This window comes from Microbacterium hominis, from assembly GCF_013282805.1.
GTDB lineage: Bacteria > Actinomycetota > Actinomycetes > Actinomycetales > Microbacteriaceae > Microbacterium > Microbacterium hominis_B.
Genome location: NZ_CP054038.1, coordinates 2,944,046 through 2,960,231, shown reverse-complemented (window position 1 = coordinate 2,960,231; position 16,186 = coordinate 2,944,046). Strand labels below are relative to the sequence as shown.

The window sequence follows — 16,186 nt, the reverse complement described above, 5'->3', positions numbered from 1 at the left end:
GTCATCCCTCGTTTCCGGTGGTCGCGTTGTGCGCGCGGTGCAGTGCCCGCAGCAGCACGCGCTGCATGAGTTCGTCGGCGAGATGCCTCTTGTAGGCGATCGAGCCCCGCTGGTCGGCGACCGGGTCGACGGATGCCGCCATCGCGCGCCCCGCCTCGGCGACGAGCTCGTCGGTGGGCGTCTTGCCGCGCAGGATCTCCTCGGCTTCGTGGATGCGATCGGTGCGGCCGATCGCGGTGACCCCGAGCGCCACGTCTTCGAGCGTGCTGCCGTCCTCGCCGAGGGTGACGGCGGCTCCGGCCGCCGCGACGGCCCAGTCGCCGACGCGGCGCTCGACCTTCTCGTAGGCGGAGGAGGTGCGGGGCCGGATGGGCAGTCGCACTCCGATGAGCACCTCGTTGTGGGCCACCGCCGTCTCGTACGGGCCGACGTGGAACTCGTCCATGCTGAGCACGCGCTCGCCGCCTTGGCCCTTGATGACGGCCTGGGCTCCGATGACCGTGCAGACCGTGGAGAGGTCTTCGGCGGGATCGGCCTGGCACAGGGATCCGCCGATCGTGCCGCGGTTGCGCACGATCGGGTCGGCGACCACCTTCTCGGCGTCGGTGATGATCGGGAACAGCTCGTGCACCTCGGCCGACTCGAGCAGCGTGTGATGTCGGGTGAGTGCGCCGATGTGGAGCATGTCGCCCTCGCGCCGGATGTAGTCCAGGTCGGTGAGGTCGTTGATGTCGATGAGCCACTCGGGCCTCGCGAGCCGGAGCTTCATCATCGGCAGGATGCTGTGCCCGCCGGCGATGACGCGGGCCTCCTCTCCGTACCGATCGAGCAGGGCGATGGCGTCGTCGACGCTCGTCGCTTTGGCATAGTCGAATGGCGCCGGGATCTGCATGGCGGCTCTCCTTTGAACGCACCTGATGGCTGTACGTTGCTCTCGCGCACGTCCGGTGTCAACAGACTCATAACCGATCGCTTATGTCGGCTTGGGGCGCCCTTTCGTCTCGGTCGCTGGAGTCCGTCGCTCGGCTGTCACGTTCGGCGGTTCGCGTTGCTGTTTGCGACAGCGGAGCAGCGCGACGCCGAGCGACCTGAGACCCTCACCCCACGGTGGTCGAGTAGCGAGCGAAGCACGCGTATCGAGACCCTCACCCTTGCCGAGGTCGCCCGCGCGGTGCCACGATCGCCATAAGCGGAAGGTTATGACCCGATGGCGATGACGCTGGCTCAGCTGCGCACGTTCGCGCGCGTAGCGAAGCTGGGGTCGGTGACCGAGGCCGCGCATTCGCTGGGTGTCTCCGAGCCGGCCGTCTCCGCAGTGGTCGGCGCCCTGCGCGTGGAGTTGGGCGATCGCCTCTTCACGCGCGCCGGGTCCGGCATCCGTCTCACTCCCGGAGGTCGGGCGCTGGCGGTGCGCGCCGAGGAGATCACGGGGCTCGCCGAGGCGATCCGCCGGGATGTCGCCCACGCCGGATCCGCCGAGCACGAACTGCGGGTCGTGGCCACCGCGGCGTTCGCCGAGCACGCCGCCGGGCGTGTGCTCGACGTGTTCGGCCGGGGAGCGGCCGACACGATCGACGTCATCGTGGAGAAGGCCGACGACATCGCGACCCTCCTCCGCGAGCGTGCGTATGACATCGCGCTGGGCGCCCGTCCACCGCTGGCGGAGAGTGCGGGGTTCGAGGCCGTCCCGTTCTTCAAGTATCAGCGGGTGATGGTGGCCGCGGCGCGGCATCCACTCTCTTCGCTCGAGGGGGCGGTGCCGATGCGGCGGTTGATGTCGGTGCCGTGGTTCGCCGGTCCGGGCGGGTTCGAGCCGCTCACCGAGGAGGGGCGGTGGTTCGGGCGGCTGACGTCGCTGCCCGAGGTGGTGGAGCTCACCAGCGAGACCGACGCCCTGGCCGCGGTCGCCGGGGGAGAGGGCGTCATGCTGGCGCTGGCGCACGTGACCGCGGCGCGAGTGCGGATGGATGCCGCGCCCGGCGACCTCATCGCGCTGCCGGTCGCCGAGACGCCGATCTCGGGCCTGTGGTGGGCGACGACGCTCGCCGATGGTCGCGCGTCGGCGGCGGCGCGTCTGCTGCAGCGGTTCGTGACGACGGCCGAGGCGACGACGGCGATGATCGCCCCGGGTGGTTCGCGGGGCCTGTCGCGCCGGGGCAACAAGTTCCACGTGGCTCTGTGGAGTTGATGCCCGCGCGCCCCGCCCGCGGGTTCGTGGGGCGTTTCGGGCGGCATCCACGCGGGTGATGGCGCAGTAACCGCCCCATAAGCGCCGGGCCCGGCACGGTGGGCGTGTTCCTGGGGCGCGTCTTGCGGGTTCCACCCTCGCTGGTGCGCAGGGAGCGCCCCACGAACGGTGGCCGGGCTATCGCGAGACCACGCCGAGTCCGGCGGGGGAGGCTCGCGCGAGTCGGGCGGGTCTCGGTACGCGGGCTTCGCTCGCTACTCGACCACCGTGCGTGTGCGGGGGTCTCGGTACGCGGGCTTCGCTCGCTACTCGACCACCGTGGTGAAGGGGTCTCGGTACGCGGGCTTCGCTCGCTACTCGACCACCGTGGGGGATGGGGTCTCGGTACGCGTGCTTCGCTCGCTACTCGACCAGCGTGGGGGGGTGGGGTCTCGATACGCGGGCTCCGCGCGCTACTCGACCACCGGTTTGCGCGGACTCCGCGTGCTACTCGACCACCGGATGCCGCGGGTCAGGCCGCGGCGGCGGGGCGAAATCTTCGCGGGGTGGATCGATGCCGCCGAAGAAGTACTGCAGGTGCCCGCGTGGTGGCATCGGCACGGGATCCCGCCCGTCGGCGTTGCCGAGCAGGAAGTCGTCGCCCGCGCGGGTGATGAACCATCCGCCGTGGTGCAGCTGCATGTGGTGAAAGCGGCACAGCAGAATCCCGACGTCGACGTTGGTCAGTCCGTCGCGTGCCCAGTGCACGCAATGGTGCGCTTCGCAGTACGACGCGGGTCTGTCGCAGGAGGGCCAGCGGCATCCTCCATCGCGGATGGCGAGCGCCGCCTTCTGCTTCGGGGTGAACAGGCGAGCGGAGCGGCCGACGAAGAGGGGATTGCCCGCGGCATCCACGGTGAACTCGTCGGTTCCGACATCGCACGCACGCTGCGCCGCGAGCCACGCGGGGATCGCCGTTCCACCGTCTTCGACGAGCCCGATCCCGGCCGAGCCGAGTTCGCCCGACGGGTCGACGCCCGTACCGGCGAGCGCCTCGGCGGTGACCACGACGCGCACACCGGCCTGCCGGGTGCCGAACACCTGCGCGGTGTCGGCCAGCGCTCCGGCGCGCAGCGTGTCGATCAGCAGGTCGTACGCGAGCTGGTCGTTCGAGCGCGGGTCGGCGGCGAGCTCCGCCGCCCGTGCCGCCTCCTCGGAGTCGACGAACCGCGGCCCGTTGCGGCGCGGCCGCAGCGCGGCATCCAGGATCGCGGTCACCCACGCTCCGCCGTCGTCGTCGAAGGTGATGGATGCCCGCAGCTGGCCGTACTCGTCACGCCAGGTGCGCAGCGCCCGGCGTTCGAAGCGCTCGTCGAACCGCCGGCCGGCGCCCTCGGGGTCGAGCATGTCGCGGATGGTCCGTGCGGACTTCGCCAGCTCCTCGACGGTGCGCGCGGACGCCTCGTCGACCAGTCGCTGGGCGGCCAGCATCCACGCCTCGTCGCCACCTTCGACGGGCGCGCCGAGCCCCTGCACGATCGCGTCGTGCACCGCGGTCGACACGCGGCCGCCGAGCAGCGCCTCATCGGCAGGCCAGTGCCACGGCCGCGGCGCAGCGACGGGGGTTGCCGCCGGCGCGCCGGGCGCGGCATCCACCCCACCCGGCGCGGCATCCACCCCGCCCGGCGCCACCCCACCCGGCGCCACCCCACCCGGCGCCACCCCACTCGGCGTCGTGCCGATCGTCGCCTCGAGCAGGGCGGTTCCGGCGCGCACCTGCTTGGATGCCTCGCCCCGCGTCGATCCGGTGATCTCCTGCACGAGTGTGACAGGGGTGCGGTGGCCGCGCTTCTGCGCGAAGCCGGAGTGTCCGTGCTCGCGCGTGGACTGGGAGGCGACGACACCTGCCGCAGTGGTGCGCAGCGATTCGAAGATGCGCGTCGCGCCGGCGAGATCGCGCATCACGGTGATGAGCGCGTCTTCGCCGAGCGCGGCGATCACGGCCGGCGCGTCATGAGACTGCAGGCTCTCGCCGAGGTGCGCGCGCAGTCGGTCGACGACCGCGGTGACCTCGGCGAAAACATCCATGATTCATGGTCGCATGGGCCTCCGACATTGATACTTATGTTCGAGTTACCGCGGCCCTTCGTCTCGCTTCGCTCGCTCAGGGACCTGGTCGTGCGGGCGAGGGGCCCGATCTGCCACACTCATCGCATGACCACGGATGGCTCGCCCGCCCCGACCCCCGCCGCTCGCGCCGACGAGGCGCCGAAGGCCAGCGTCCTCGCCAAGGTGGCGATCGCCGTCGCGCTCGTGGGCGCCGTCGTCGGGATCGCCCTGCTCACGCTCGTGCCCGCGATCGCGGTGCCCGTGGGGCTGCTCCTCCCACCCCTCGCGTTCGTGCTCGCGATCGTGTCGCTGTTCCGCCGCTCGACGCGCAAGAGCGTGGGCGTCGCCGCGATCATCGTGTCGGCCGTCGCGGCGACCGCGTTCGTCGTGTACTTCTTCGCGACCTACGCGCAGGCCGCCTACGTCGGGTAGGGCGGTCGCGGCGCGAGCTTCGGGCGCTGCGAGCGGTTCGTGAGGCGCTTGATGCGGGGTGAGTTGCGGTGGTTGCGCAGAAGGTGACCCATGGATGCCACGCCCGGCGCGCCCGGGGTGTTCGTGGGTCAGTTGGTGCGGTCTGCGGTGCCGTGTTTGCGCAGAAGGTGACCCATGGATGCCGCGCCCGGCGCCTGGGGTGTTCGTGGGTCAGTTGGTGCGGTCTGCGGTGGCGTGTTTGCGCAGAAGGTGACCCATGGATGCCACGCCCGGCGCGCCCGGGGTGTTCGTGGGTCAGTTGGTGCGGTCTGCGGTGCCGTGATTGCGCAGAAGGTGACCCATGGATGCCACGCCCGGCGCGCCCGGGGTGTTCGTGGGTCAGTTGGTGCGGTCTGCGGTGGCGTGGTTGCGCAGAAGGTGACCCATGGATGCCGCGCCGGGCGTGGCCGGGGTGGTCGGGGGTCAGGTGCGAGGGGTTCGAGCGTAGGGAACGGCCGGAAGCGCCCCACGACCGGGCGGCGGATCGCGTGGGGGTCTCGGTACGCGTCCTTCGGTCGCTACTCGACCACCGTGGGTTTAGACCACCCGGGCGTGCAGTGGGGGTCTCGGTACGCGTCCTTCGGGCGCTACTCGACCACCGTGCTCGGCGCGTGGGGGTCTCGGTACGCGTCCTTCGGGCGCTACTCGACCACCGTGTACTCGACCCCCGGGGCTACGCCGGCGCGTCGAGCCCGCTGACGTACTCCCGCAGCGACTCCCGCCAATCCCGGGGCTCGAACCCCGTGGCCTCCACGCGCGACAGCGCCAGCACCGACCACGCGGGTCGCGGCGCCACCGCCCCCGACGCCGACGCGAAGTACGCCTCCGTCGACACCCCCGACACCCGCGCGGGGTCGTGCCCGGTCAGTGCGAACACCTCCCGCGCCACCTCCGCCCACGACGCCGGCTCGCCACCGCCGGTCAGGTTGTACACGCCGTACGGCGCGTGCGACGAAAGAAGATGATGGATGCCGCGCGCCAACTCATCGGTGAACGTCAGCCTCCCCACCTGGTCGTCCACGACCGACGGGTCGACGCCCCGCGCGGCCAGCCCGGCCATGGTCCGCACGAAGTTGCGGCCCGACCCGATCACCCACGACGTGCGCACGATGTAATGCCGCGGAACCGTCGTCACCACGGCATCCCCGGCCGCCTTGGTCTGTCCGTAGACCCCCAACGGAGACAGGTGCGCCGTCTCGGTGTACGCCTCGGTCGACGTGCCGTCGAAGACGTAGTCGCTCGAGATGTGCACGAGCGTCAGCCCGAACTCCCGCGCGATCGCGGCGAGGCCTGCGACGCCGGTGACGTTCACGGCCCAGGCATCCACTCGTCCTTCCGGCGTCTCGGCGGCATCGACCGCGGTGTAGGCACCCGCGTTGATGATCGTGTCGTAGTCGCGCCAGCGACGGGCCTCGCGCAGCGAATCCGACGTGACGTCGAGCTCGTCCCGCGCCGCGAAGTCGTACCGGTCCGAGCTGCCGAGCAGTGCGCGCAGGGCGGTTCCGAGCTGCCCGCCGGCCCCGATGATGAGGGTGCGGCGCGGCGCCATCGGCACGACGTCGGCGAGCCGGGGGTGCCCCAGATCCTTCTCCGAGATGGATGCCTCACCCAGCGCGATCGGCCACGGCACCGCCACGGTCTCGTCGGCGAGGTTGAGGAACGTGTACGACGCCGATGCCGACCAGTGGTCGTTCACGAGGTACGTGTACGCGGTGTCGGGCTCGAGCGTCTGGTACGAATTGCCGACGCCGCGCGGCACGAAGATCGCCCGCGACGGATCCAGCTCGGCCGTGAACACGCGCCCGAACGTCGGCCCTTCGCGCAGGTCGACCCAGGCCCCGAAGATGCGGCCGGTCGCGACCGACACCCATTTGTCCCAGGGCTCGGCATGGATGCCGCGGGTCGTGCCGACCGCGTCGTTGAACGACACGTTGTTCTGCACGGGGCCGAAGTCGGGGAGTCCGGCATCCACCATCTTGGAGCGCTGCCAGTTCTCCTTGAACCATCCGCGCGCGTCGCCGTGCACGGGCAGCTCCCACAGTTCGAGACCCGGGATGCCGGTCTCGGCGCGTCCGAGCGTCTTGCCGAACTCCGTCACAGCCTCACTGCCCCCGCGCCGCGTAGAACGCCTCGACGCCGTCCTTCGCGGGCGCCCACCACGACTCGTGCTCGCGGTACCAGTCGATGGTCGCCGCGAGTCCGGCGGCGAAGTCCCCGTACGAAGGAGTCCACCCGAGCTCGGCGCGCAGTTTCGACGAGTCGATGGCGTACCGCAGGTCGTGGCCGGCGCGGTCGGTGACGAGGTCGTAGTCGGTGGCATCCCGACCCATCTGGGTGAGGATCAGTTCGACGACCTCGCGGTTCGACTTCTCGCCGTCGGCGCCGATCAGGTACGTCTCGCCGATGACGCCCCGCTCGAGGATCGTCATGACGGCCGAGGAGTGGTCGTCGGCGTGGATCCAGTCGCGCACGTTGAGCCCCGCGCCGTAGAGCTTGGGGCGGATGCCGCGCAGCACGTTCGTGATCTGACGGGGGATGAACTTCTCGACGTGCTGGTACGGCCCGTAGTTGTTCGAGCAGTTCGAGATGGTCGCCTGCACGCCGAACGAGCGCACCCAAGCGCGCACGAGGAGGTCGGATCCGGCCTTGGTCGACGAGTACGGCGACGACGGGTTGTACGGCGTCGACTCGGTGAAGCGCGCCGGGTCGTCGAGTTCCAGGTCGCCGTACACCTCGTCGGTGGAGATGTGGTGGAACCGCACGCCCGCCGCCCGCACGGCTTCGAGCAGCGTGTACGTGCCGACGATGTTCGTGTCGAGGAACGGCCGGGGGTTCGCCAGCGAGTTGTCGTTGTGCGATTCCGCGGCGTAGTGCACGACGGCATCCACCGCTTCGACCAGCGACGCGACCAGCGGTGCGTCGGTGATGTCGCCCTTCACGAACGCGAACCGGTCTTCGGGCAGGCCGTCGAGCGACGCCAGGTTGCCCGCGTAGGTGAGCGCGTCGAGCACGACCACCGAGTGCGGGGTCTCGCGCAGCACGTAGTGCACGAAGTTCGATCCGATGAATCCGGCTCCGCCGGTCACGAGCAGCCGCATCAGCGTTCTCCCCTCGACAGCACATCGAGCAGGTAGCGTCCGTATCCCGACTTCACCAGGGGGGCCGCTAGCGCTTCGAGCTCGGCGTCGGTCAGCCATCCCTGCAGCCACGCGACCTCTTCGGGCACTCCGATCGACAGTCCGGTGCGCCGCTGGATGGTGCGCACGTAGTCTGCGGCATCCGTCATCTGGTCGAACGTTCCGGTGTCGAGCCAGGCCGTGCCGCGGGGGAGGATCTGCACATTCAGCTTGCCGCGTTCGAGGTACGCGCGGTTGACATCGGTGATCTCGTACTCGCCGCGGGCACTCGGCGACAGCGACGAAGCGATCTCGACCACGTCATTGTCGTAGAAGTACAGCCCCGGCACCGCGTAGTTGCTCTTCGGCTGTGCGGGCTTCTCTTCGAGCGACACCGCCTTGCCCGCGTCGTCGAACTCGATCACGCCGTACGCCTGGGGCTCGGCCACCCAATACGCGAACACTGCACCGCCGTCGATGTCGGCGAAGCGCGCGAGCTGCGTGCCGAGTCCGGGCCCGTAGAGCAGGTTGTCGCCCAGCACGAGGGCGACCTTGTCGTCGCCGATAAAGTCGGCGCCGATCGTGAATGCCTGCGCGAGCCCGTCGGGGGAGGGCTGCACCGCGAACGTCAGCGAGACGCCGAACCGCGATCCATCGCCCAGCAGCCGCTCGAAGAACGGGGCATCGTGGGGCGTCGTGATGACGAGGATGTCCCGGATGCCGGCGAGCATGAGCGTCGACAGCGGGTAGTAGACCATCGGCTTGTCGTAGACAGGGATGAGCTGCTTCGAGACGCCGTGGGTGATCGGGTGGAGCCTGGTCCCCGACCCCCCAGCCAGGATGATGCCCTTCATTCAATCCATCCTGTCAGAGCCGCGAACCGACTCCTTCTCGAGCGCCAACCCGATACAGGGAGTTAACCTCTCCGATTCAATCCAGATCGGTCGCTGCGAGTTTGGGCGGACATGATGGCGCGAAGGCGCAACTGCTCCCATTCAACCGGCGTAGGGCCGCGCGGACGCCACCAACTTCGGTCAGCGCGGCGCGACACGCGCCGCCGGAGAGGGCGCGGGTGGCGTCGTACCGCGGCGGTACACCGCTAGATTCGAGTCGCACGTCGACATGGCCGCCGACACTGCGAACACCTAACGGGAGCGCCAATGAGTGATACCGCGCGCAGCACGAGAAGACTTCCGCGGATAGGGGAGCCAGACCCCGAGCGAATCAATCCGTGGACGACAGTGTTGTGGATCATCGCGTCCGTGGGTATCGTCGCCGGCTGCTTCTTCGTGTTGATCGCCACGACCTCACCCGAGATCGCCGAACCGTGGATGATCGCAGTCGCTCCCTTCGCTTTGTCCGTCGGCGGCTGTGCTTTCGGCCTCGCGATTCTCCTGAGCGCCATAGATTGGATCGTGTCGACCCGCGTGGGGCTCAGGCTGGATCGACGCTGATTCGCAGCCGCGTGGGATGCCCGGGGGGCTGAGCACGTCGCCGGGGTGCTCACCGGCAACGTTAGCGAGCGAAGCCCGCGTATCGAGACCTACACCCGCGCCCGATCCTTCAACGGCTCGACCGACTTCTCGATGAACGTGCGGTCCGAAAGCAGTCCCGCGTCGAACAGCACGTGATACGCGTATTCCACGTCGCTCAGAAGCTTCTCCGCGAGTGCGGGCGGCACGTCGTCACGCGCCACGGTGTCGAGGGCGGTCTTCGCCCACACGGCGAACGCGGCCTTCACGCCCATCCCGTTCCAGTGGTGTCCGGGAGTGTCCGCGACACCGCGCTCCCTCGGGAATCCCCAGCCCGGCGGCAGCATCCAGGGCCAGATGGATGCCGCCATCACGTACTCACCGTCGACCTCGTCGTGCGACACCGGAGTGGGGTTCTGCATCCCGAACCCGTCGGTGCCGGTGCGCTCGAACAGGTCCTCAACCGTGCCGGGCACGGTGCGGATGGTGCCCCCGGCGATCACCTGGATCTGCGCCGGCAGCAGTGGCATGAAGAGCGGCAGCGTGAGGGCGACGAGTGTCGCGACGACCAGGGTGGGAACTGCCACAAGCGCGACTTTGTGCGAGGTCTTCACGTTCGTGACCCTATCGGTCGTGCAGTGGTGCCCCGGTCACGCGGGCGCTACCCGACCGTCACGCGGCGGGCAGCGCCCGCCCAGCGTCGTACGCGAATGTACGTAACAGGCCCGTTCGGCCAGTCCGGCTCCTCGCTCAAGGGCCTGTGGACGATGGGCCGACCGGCGGGCTGCGGCGCCACTGATACCCCGCGACATAGTCACGCCTACTGTCGGCACCGGCGAACCAGGGATGCCGACGAGCGCGCTCGCCAGACGCTCGGGGTTCAGCGGAGGGCGCGAGGGTCGTCGTGCCGTGGCTCACTCTTTATTGGGTGGTGTTCCTCCCTTGACATGCGGGAGCGGAGCCGCGATCGGACTGATACGCGCAGACCCATGGCCGCGAGGTTCGCAGTGACGGACGTATCGCCATCGCCGCCCGAGTGCTCTTTCTCCAGACGGCGCGAAGCCGCCCCAACCGAATTCGCCTCAAGATTGAGCGGGGAACCCGGCGAAGGGAGAACATCTCATGCCCGTCTACTGGTCGTCGACGTGGTCCGTGCTCGGCGTGTTGGGTACGCTCGCCGCCATCGTGGTCGCGGTGGTCATATATCGGCGGCAGTTCCCGCGACAGCGGGTCGACCACGCCCTCGAGATCACGCCTGTGCTCACGCGCGCGAGCGACTCGCTGAAGGATGCCGTGCGCATCTCCTTCCGCGATCATCAACTCGCCGATCCGTACCTTCTCCGGCTCGAGCTGCACTCGCGCAGTCGGGCTGACATCGCGTCGGCGCAGTTCGACGGTGCACGACCCTTGCGCTTCGAACTCGGAAGGTCGGCGATTCCTCTTTCTCAGGCAGACGACGACTCCCCGATCGCCGTCGAGCTGGTTGATTCCGCGCTCGAGGTGAAGCCCGATCTCATCCGCAAGGGCGCCCGCGCCAACGTGATCGTTCTGACCGACGGCAAGCCCGAAATGACGGTGGACAATCCGCTCATCAACATCGACGTCTCGCGCGCAGCGGGGGGAAGGCCCTCGCACGTGGCTGCGCGGGCGTTCTGGTGGACGCTCGGCATCGTCGCCTCGCATCCCTCGGCTTAATCTCGTGCTCAATCTGGCTCAAGCCGGTGTCGACCTTTGGAATCGCGTGGCCTCCGGCGAGATCTTCGGTTGAGAGCGTGACGGGTGGATGTCTCGGCAGTGCTCCTGCGGAGTTAGCGGCGTGGGCTGAGCGAAAGCCTGCCGAGGGGAACGAGCAGGGCATCGATTTCGGCGTCATCAAGTGACACGCCTCCACCTGGGAAGACCTTTCGGAACATCGCAGTGACCTGGTCCACGATCTCTTGCTGATGACGCGGTATGAGGTCCGGACTTCTATCCGAACGCGAAGGACAGCACGGTCACCTTGAATCGGCCTGACTTTCGTTCCGTTCTTCAAGCAAGGATGGAACTCGATGAACAGGAAGTACTCGCCGGAGATGCGTGAGCGTGCGCTCAGGATGCTCGCGGAGGCGCGGCCGGAGCACCCGAACTTGATGAGCGCGGTGCGGCATGTGGCTGGGCTGCTCGGGATGAGCCCGGAGACGCTGCGACTCTGGCAGCGGCGGTACGAGGTCGACGCCGGCACCAAGCCCGGGGTTACGAGCGACGCCGCGGCGGAGATCAAGCAGCTGCAGAAGGAGAACGCCGAGCTGCGGAAGGCGAACGAGATTCTCAAGGCTGCGAGCGTGTTTTTCGCGAAGGAGCTCGACCGCCCCTGACCGAGATGATCCGGTTCATCGACGAGCACCGGGATCGTTTCGGGGTCGAGCTCATCTGCCGCGTCCTCCGGCCGGCAGTTCAAGGGTTCCTCACCTCCCGCGGCTACCGCGCCGCGGTCGGCCGTGCGCCGTCGGCACGGCAGCTGAAGGACGAGCTTCTCGTCCCGGAGGTCGCCAGGTTGCATGCAGAGAACTACGGCGTCTACGGGCGGCGGAAGATGCATGCGCTGATGCGCCGGCAAGGGTGGGACATCGGCCGCGACCAGACCGAACGCCTCATGCGCCTGGCCGGCGTCCGAGGCGTCCTGAAGTCGAAGCGGGTGTTCACCACCCGCGCTGACAAGACGACGGTCCTGCCGAGTGATCTCGTGAACCGTCGCTTCACCGCGCCCGCGCCGCGAAGGCTCTGGGTCTGCGACGTCACCTACGTCGCGACGTGGTCCGGGTTCGCCTACGTCGCGTTCGTCACCGACGTCTACTCACGCCGCATCGTTGGCTGGAACGTCGCCGCCACGCTGCGGTCCGAGATCCTGCCGATGCAGGCGCTGGACATGGCCGCGTGGGGCGCAGGCGGCAGGCTCGACGGGCTTATCCATCACGCGGACCACGGGTCGAACTACACCGCGATGGTCTACACCGACCGGATAGTCGAACTCGGCGCCGTCCCCTCCACCGGGACCGTCGGCGACAGCTACGACAACGCGATGGCTGAGGCGGTCAACAACCTCTACAAGACCGAGCTGATCCGCCAGCGCGGGCCGTGGCGCACCGTCGAGCAGGTCGAGCTCGCGACCCTCGAATGGGTGTGGTGGTGGAACAACCAGCGCCTCCACGGCGAGCTCGACATGCGCACCCCGATCGAGGTCGAGGACGCGTACTACGATGACCTGGAATCAGCCCAACCGGCACCTGCCGGACAAGCAATGCGATAGGAACGAAAGTCAGGCCGATTCACCTACCTGCTGATTCCGACGCTCATCGCGGCCTGCACCTTCGCGATCATCTTCAATGTCGAGCGGCGCGCACTACCGACTTCGCGTCTTCCGCACGCTGCGCTCCGGCTGCTCGCGAGCCTCGGCGTCATCTCTTACGCCGCCTCCTTCTGGAACGTGCCGATCATCGCGTGGTGGAACGCGGCGACGTCTCGCCCCGCGTGCGCCGTTGTCGTCAGCATCCCGCTCACGATCGCTGCGGCCGTCGCCAGTTGGTTCACCGTGGAAGCGGCAGGGAGGGCACTCCGTGCTCGGTTCGACCCTCACTCGACTGAAGGTCTTGCTTTGACGTCCGAGACTCCGAAACAAACGATTTGCTCGATGCCGGCCGCCCGTCACGACCCTGCGGATCATCACCATCCGCGAGAGAACCGCACGCCGACTGACATCGGTCACTCTGCTCGGAGGACGGCCGCCTCGACAACGGAGGCGACCAGACTTGGCCTGCGGTACGTCTAGTGATGCGGTATCGCATACAGAGCCAGTTCCGGCTCGACGAGGTACCCATCCCCGCACGCGCTATCGTGGGCGTGCTGGTTTGCTGGCTACAAGTGTCGGCAAGGCGCGGCGGAGCGGAGAGCGGAGTTCCTTGATCACCTCGCTAGTGCGGCTGCAATCACTTCCCATCGTAGGGCGGCTGATTCAGTTGATTGTGAGCTTTGTTGGACCCGAGGTGCCACGCTCTGTCCGCCTCGGCCCAGGATCGAGATTTGTTCATCGAGGGGCAGGCACAGTCCTTCATCCACAGACGAGCGTTGGGCGCGGTGTAACCGTCTATCACGGTGTAACGGTCGCCCGTGCGAACTCGTGGGTTCCCGATCCGCGATCGGCTCTAGCGAGAGTGGTCCTCGACGATTGGTCAGTGGTGTGCCCAGGCTCCGTCATCCTTTTTCGCCATCACGACGTACGCGTCGGCAAAGGAACCGTCATTGGCGCAAACTCGGTTCTCACCAAATCGACCGGCGACTGGGAGATATGGGCGGGAGCGCCAGCGCGGCGTGTTGGTTATCGCGAGGATCGGCCCGCGGGCACCGAGCGTTAGTAAGACTGGCTCAGCCTTGGCCGCGATCGGGATGGTTCTCGAAACCTCGTGGGAGGGTGCCGACGTACCAGGCGACTAGAACGGCGCGGATAACGCTTGTGGCGATGAGCGCGTAGACGAGGCCGTCCACGCCGAGCGTGAGTACGCCCACCGATTGCAGCGCAATGTCGAGCAGGGCGAGCAGCGTGCGTTGCCGATGAAGCCCCTGAGTGCCGCCAGCGAGTCTGCGTGCGACAACGACCACTTCGAGCACCTGTGCAGCCGCGATTGAGAAGCCAACGGGTACAAGGAACGGAAGTACCGCGGATAAAGGAACATCTGAAGTAAACCATGGCAACCAGACGAATGAGACGAGACCGCAACTCGCAATGACGGCAGTGGTCGCCAGCGCCCACTGCGTCACTGCACGCCTTACAGCTCCGAAGTTCCCTCTGACAGCTTGTCGCGACATCCATCGAACTAGCAACGGCATCAGGCCCTGGAGGATCGAGAATGCGGGCGCATACACCAAGGCGTAGCTGATCCTAAAGCCTGCCGTGGCCTCGTCCGGTTCGAATGCGAACAGAAGGAGCAATCCCGCTTGTCCGGCCATCCCGAAGTAGATGGCTTCAAGGCTCAAGGCCCAGGCCAGTCTCCGAGCCTCGTTTGTCTTGGGGTATTGGAACTGTCGGGAAGCCAGACTTTTCACCGCGAGGGACGTGCCAAGTGTCATCACTACGACGAGGCTGGCGCACCATCCGAACAAGATTGGGAGGCCCAGATGGTGGTGTCCCCCAGCCAGGAGCCCTGATACAAGGCCAAGATAAACCATCGAGACTGCAAGCGACCGCCGATAGTCCCCGGCGATGATGAGCAGTTGGCGCGGGAGATCGGCCGCGACGACCAGCAAGGCGAGCGCGCCAAGAACCCACGCGTTCGCATCCCCCGAGAACGTGAGCCAAACACCAACCGTGCACGCCGTAACGATCGCGCCGACGACTGATGCTCCGAATCCTCTGCGGAGTGAAACTGAGTCCGTCGACTCGACGCCAACGCCGACAGCGACGATCACGCCCGCGTTGATTGAATACGCGCGCACGACCGCTATCACGATGAATGCTACAGCGGTCGAAACGCTGAGTCCCGCGAATGCAGCCACGGTGAGTTCACTGAGCGCTGCTGTATTGGCAACAAAGAATGCCAATGACCAGAGGACTTGGTCCGCCAGTCGGAGCGAGGGGCCGCCAAGCGCCCGGATGATCAATCACCCCCCTTTCTCGCGCCCGACTCATCGAGCAACTCCGCGACTAGGTTGGCAATTCTCGCTTCAGTCCAGTTCGGGTACGGAGTCCGTTGAAGCTTCCCGGCAAGAACGATCCCGCCTGCGATGCTCTTCGGATCGAGGGCGGTATCCGGAAGCGCCACGTGAGCGGCTTCAGCCGTCCGCGCTACGGCACTCGAACCGACGGCAGCCAGGCAAACGACTGGAAGACCGACCGCGGTCGCTTCCCCCACCGCACCGCTGGCGCCTTCGCGTGCCGACAGGTGTACATAGACGTCGGCTTCGGCCATACGGCGAAGTAGCTCGTCACGATTCAACTTGCCGAGAAAGTGCACACGATCTTCGACGCCAAGTCGGATAGCGATTGAGCGCAGGTGATCGCGGGTGCGTGGTAGCGGCGCCCCAGCGATCCACAAGCTAGCGGACGAGAGGCTGGGGTCTGTGAGCGCACTCATCGTGAGGGCGAGACGCTTTCGGCCAGTCAAATGACCCGCCGAGAGGAGGACGAGTCCCTCGTCCCGGCGAACGTGCGGGGTTGCGGGAGATGGATAGAGTGCGTCCGGGATGACAACGTTCGGAAACACTCTGGTCTGCAACCCGACCCGCTCGCACTGGGCCGCTACGCGGTCCGTCTGCGCAAGAACCAGGTCGACATTCCTTGCATGGATCCCCGCCAACGAGGCGGACGCGAAGTTTCGAAGCACCTGGGCGAGGGCGTCTCGGGCCCAACCGGGTTCGCGAGGAGAAGCAACAAAGGCGCGCCAGGACCCCGAAGAGCCGACCGGCCCCCAAACCTTCAGTGCGCGATCTCCTAGAGCGCCGAGAGGGGTTGGAAGGACCTCAGTGGCAAACGTCACATGAAGACCCAGGACTGTGGAGCGATCAAGCGCCGACCGACGGATCTGTTTGGCTGCGCAGCGCACCCACCAGACGTACTCGATGCGTGTGAGCTTTGGGTTGAACAACACCGATGCGTACGGGGGAATGTCGATTGCGGTTACCGTGACCCAGGGGGTCAGCCCGAGACGCTCGAGCTCCGGAACAGTTGCTTCGGCTGAGCGACCGTTCATCAGCGCATTGACTCGAATCCCGCGGGCACGGGCGACCTCTGCAGCTCGCTTGAGGAAAATCCAACCGATTCCAGCCTCGCTGCTCATGTGAGGATGACAAGCGAACGCGATCAGGCAGAGTGAGGCGCTTGA

General features: G+C 67.5%; 14 protein-coding genes, 1 pseudogene and 1 other annotated feature. Of the genes and pseudogenes, 6 read left to right on the top strand and 9 right to left on the bottom strand.

Annotated features, from left to right (window positions below; translation table 11 throughout):
• Position 1: 1 nt before the first annotated feature.
• Positions 2-892, bottom strand: a complete 891-nt coding sequence (locus tag HQM25_RS13405; RefSeq protein ID WP_172990690.1) for an FAD binding domain-containing protein — start codon at positions 890-892, stop codon at positions 2-4.
• A 315-nt stretch (positions 893-1,207) separates the two neighbouring features.
• Between HQM25_RS13405 and HQM25_RS13400 the strand changes: the two genes are divergently transcribed.
• Positions 1,208-2,188 carry a LysR family transcriptional regulator gene (locus HQM25_RS13400; RefSeq protein WP_254359346.1) on the top strand — a complete coding sequence of 327 codons (981 nt, stop codon included), beginning with the start codon at positions 1,208-1,210 and terminating at the stop codon, positions 2,186-2,188.
• 486 nt (positions 2,189-2,674) lie between these two features.
• Here HQM25_RS13400 and HQM25_RS13395 read toward each other — a convergent pair whose 3' ends face one another.
• A complete protein-coding gene (locus HQM25_RS13395) occupies positions 2,675-4,255 on the bottom strand; it encodes an HNH endonuclease signature motif containing protein (RefSeq protein ID WP_172990689.1) in 1,581 nt (526 codons plus the stop codon).
• Positions 4,256-4,381: 126 nt separating this feature from the next.
• Between HQM25_RS13395 and HQM25_RS13390 the strand changes: the two genes are divergently transcribed.
• Positions 4,382-4,708 (top strand): hypothetical protein, encoded by a 327-nt coding sequence (locus HQM25_RS13390; RefSeq protein ID WP_172990688.1) that lies wholly within the window; start codon positions 4,382-4,384, stop codon positions 4,706-4,708.
• A gap of 712 nt (positions 4,709-5,420) precedes the next feature.
• On the opposite strand, the gene HQM25_RS13385 is transcribed toward HQM25_RS13390, so the two are convergent.
• From HQM25_RS13385 to rfbA, 3 genes are read right to left on the bottom strand one after another with little or no spacing between them, the layout of a single operon-like run.
• Positions 5,421-6,845 carry a sugar nucleotide-binding protein gene (locus HQM25_RS13385; RefSeq protein ID WP_172990687.1) on the bottom strand — a complete coding sequence of 475 codons (1,425 nt, stop codon included), beginning with the start codon at positions 6,843-6,845 and terminating at the stop codon, positions 5,421-5,423.
• Between the two features lie 4 nt (positions 6,846-6,849).
• On the bottom strand, positions 6,850-7,848 hold the full coding sequence (gene rfbB, locus HQM25_RS13380; protein ID WP_172991670.1) for a dTDP-glucose 4,6-dehydratase: 999 nt from the start codon (positions 7,846-7,848) through the stop codon (positions 6,850-6,852).
• Complete coding sequence (gene rfbA, locus HQM25_RS13375) at positions 7,845-8,717, bottom strand: glucose-1-phosphate thymidylyltransferase RfbA (RefSeq protein ID WP_172990686.1); 873 nt, start codon at positions 8,715-8,717, stop codon at positions 7,845-7,847. The genes rfbB and rfbA overlap by 4 nt, the downstream gene beginning before the upstream one ends.
• Before the next feature lie 408 nt (positions 8,718-9,125).
• Between rfbA and HQM25_RS13370 the strand changes: the two genes are divergently transcribed.
• Positions 9,126-9,317 (top strand): hypothetical protein, encoded by a 192-nt coding sequence (locus HQM25_RS13370; protein ID WP_172990685.1) that lies wholly within the window; start codon positions 9,126-9,128, stop codon positions 9,315-9,317.
• An 89-nt stretch (positions 9,318-9,406) separates the two neighbouring features.
• Here HQM25_RS13370 and HQM25_RS13365 read toward each other — a convergent pair whose 3' ends face one another.
• Positions 9,407-9,949, bottom strand: a complete 543-nt coding sequence (locus tag HQM25_RS13365; RefSeq protein WP_172990684.1) for a hypothetical protein — start codon at positions 9,947-9,949, stop codon at positions 9,407-9,409.
• Between the two features lie 508 nt (positions 9,950-10,457).
• On the opposite strand from HQM25_RS13365, the gene HQM25_RS13360 reads away from it, so the two are divergent.
• From HQM25_RS13360 to HQM25_RS13355, 3 genes and pseudogenes are all read left to right on the top strand, one after another.
• The gene (locus tag HQM25_RS13360; RefSeq protein ID WP_172990683.1) at positions 10,458-11,030 is read left to right on the top strand and encodes a hypothetical protein; all 573 of its coding nucleotides are present in this window, start codon (positions 10,458-10,460) and stop codon (positions 11,028-11,030) included.
• A 353-nt stretch (positions 11,031-11,383) separates the two neighbouring features.
• Positions 11,384-11,575, top strand: a pseudogene (locus HQM25_RS17875) (transposase); the annotation flags it as partial.
• Positions 11,524-12,621, top strand: coding sequence for an IS3 family transposase (locus tag HQM25_RS13355; protein WP_254359695.1), 1,098 nt, complete (start codon positions 11,524-11,526; stop codon positions 12,619-12,621). The pseudogene HQM25_RS17875 and the gene HQM25_RS13355, both read left to right, overlap by 52 nt.
• Positions 11,656-11,759, top strand: a sequence feature (AL1L pseudoknot). (Overlaps the previous gene by 104 nt.)
• A 155-nt stretch (positions 12,622-12,776) precedes the next feature.
• Here the strand turns inward: HQM25_RS13355 and HQM25_RS17975 are convergent.
• From HQM25_RS17975 to HQM25_RS13345, 3 genes are all read right to left on the bottom strand, one after another.
• On the bottom strand, positions 12,777-12,902 hold the full coding sequence (locus tag HQM25_RS17975) for a hypothetical protein (protein ID WP_302182818.1): 126 nt from the start codon (positions 12,900-12,902) through the stop codon (positions 12,777-12,779).
• An 831-nt stretch (positions 12,903-13,733) separates the two neighbouring features.
• Entirely contained in the window at positions 13,734-14,966 is a 1,233-nt protein-coding gene (locus tag HQM25_RS13350) for a hypothetical protein (RefSeq protein ID WP_172990682.1), read from the bottom strand.
• Positions 14,963-16,141, bottom strand: coding sequence for a glycosyltransferase (locus tag HQM25_RS13345; protein ID WP_172990681.1), 1,179 nt, complete (start codon positions 16,139-16,141; stop codon positions 14,963-14,965). Before HQM25_RS13345 ends, HQM25_RS13350 begins: the two co-directional genes overlap by 4 nt.
• Positions 16,142-16,186 lie beyond the last annotated feature (45 nt).